This window comes from Stenotrophomonas capsici (genome assembly GCF_034961085.1).
Taxonomy (GTDB): domain Bacteria; phylum Pseudomonadota; class Gammaproteobacteria; order Xanthomonadales; family Xanthomonadaceae; genus Stenotrophomonas; species Stenotrophomonas capsici.
Genome location: NZ_JAYFUH010000005.1, coordinates 1279 through 3157, shown reverse-complemented (window position 1 = coordinate 3157; position 1879 = coordinate 1279). Strand labels below are relative to the sequence as shown.

Annotated in this window: 1 protein-coding gene; it reads left to right on the top strand. The window is 69.0% G+C overall.

Going from position 1 to position 1879, the window contains the following annotated elements; translation table 11 throughout:
* Window positions 1–298: 298 nt before the first annotated feature.
* On the top strand, window positions 299–1879 hold a 1581-nt coding region (gene metE, locus VA603_RS00155; protein ID WP_323437593.1), incomplete at its 3' end, for a 5-methyltetrahydropteroyltriglutamate--homocysteine S-methyltransferase.

The window sequence follows — 1879 nt, the reverse complement described above, 5'->3', positions numbered from 1 at the left end:
TGGGTTCATCCCCGGGAAGCGACGGCCAGTAGGTGGGCACCCCGGTGCCCGTGTCCATCAGCCCGAATACCGGCCTTGGCCGGGGGACCTGCCGTCCCTCGATTCGACCTGGAGCCTCCGCGGGGAGGCGGCCGGTACCGATGCCCTGCCTCGCCGCGGGCCGGTCCGCCGTGTCCCCGCCATGAATCCGGTTCGCCCGCGGGGGCGAAGGTCGCTGGCGTGGCGGACGTGGCTGCAAGGCCGCGCACGATGCGCGGTTCCTTCGTTCCTCAATGCCCAATGCAATGAGGACACTGACATGACTATCGTTACCAACCTGGGGTTCCCCCGGATCGGCGCGCGCCGCGAACTCAAGCACGCGCTGGAAAGCTATTGGCGCGGCGAGACCGATGCCGCGCAACTGCAGGCGACCGCCGCCGAACTACGTGCCCGCCACTGGCGGCTGCAACGCGATGCCGGCGTCGACGTACCGCCGAGCAACGACTTCAGCCTGTACGACCAGGTGCTCGACACCGCGGTGCTGTTTGATGCCATCCCGCAGCGTTACCGGGCACTGGCGCAGCGCGCGCCGCTGGACGGCTACTTCGCCATGGCACGCGGCCTGCAGCGCGACGGCGTGGACCTGCACGCGCTGGAGATGACCAAGTGGTTCGACACCAACTACCACTACCTGGTGCCCGAACTCACCCGGGACCAGGCCTTCACGCTGCATGCCGACAAGCCGTTGAGCGAGTACCGCGAAGCCCGGGCACTGGGCATCGAGACCCGGCCAGTGCTGCTGGGCCCGGTGAGCTTCCTGCGGCTGTCCAAGGCCACCGATGGCAGCGATACGCTGGCCCTGCTTGATCGCCTGCTGCCGGTGTACGCGCAGCTGCTGGCCGAACTGAAGGACGCCGGTGCGGCATGGGTGCAGCTGGACGAGCCGGTACTGGTGCAGGACCTGGACGACACTGCCCGCGCCGCCTTCGAGCGCGCCTACCGTTATCTGGCCGATGTACCACGCCCACAGCTGCTGCTGGCCACCTACTTCGGTGCGCTGGATGACAACCTCGCGCTGGCCACGTCGCTGCCGGTCGATGGCCTGCACGTGGACCTGGTGCGTGCGCCGGAGCAGCTCGACGCCGTGCTGCGTGCCCTGCCGGCCACGCGCATCCTGTCGCTGGGGCTGGTCAACGGCCGCAACATCTGGCGCGCCGCGCTGGACAATGCGCTGATCCTGGCGCGTTACGCCCTGGGCCATCGTGGACCGGACACGCTGTGGCTGGCACCCTCGTGCTCGCTGCTGCATTGCCCGGTGGACCTTGGCCAGGAGAAGAAGCTCGATGCCGAGCTGCGCAGTTGGCTGGCGTTCTCGCGGCAGAAGCTGCAGGAACTGCGCGTGCTGGCCGATGCCCTGGACGGCAAGGCCTCGGCGGAGGTGGCGCTGGACCAGGCACGTGCGGCCATCGAATCGCGCCGCCGCTCGCCACGTGTGCACAACGCGGCGGTGAAGGCACGCGTAGCCGCGCTGACCGCCACCGATGCCGCCCGCGCCACACCGCACGTACAGCGCCAGCTGCAGCAGGCACAGGCACTGCGCCTGCCCGCGTTCCCGACCACCACCATCGGCTCGTTCCCGCAGACCCAGGACGTGCGCCTGGCCCGCGCGCGGAACAAGTCCGGCAAGCTCTCCGATGCCGACTACGATGCCTTCCTGGCCGAGCAGACCGCGCATTGCGTGCGCGTGCAGGAACAGATCGGCCTGGACGTGCTGGTGCACGGCGAGTTCGAGCGCAACGACATGGTCGAGTACTTCGGCGAACAGCTCGATGGCTTCGCCTTCACCGGCAATGGCTGGGTGCAGAGCTACGGCTCGCGCTGCGTGAAACCGCCGGTGATC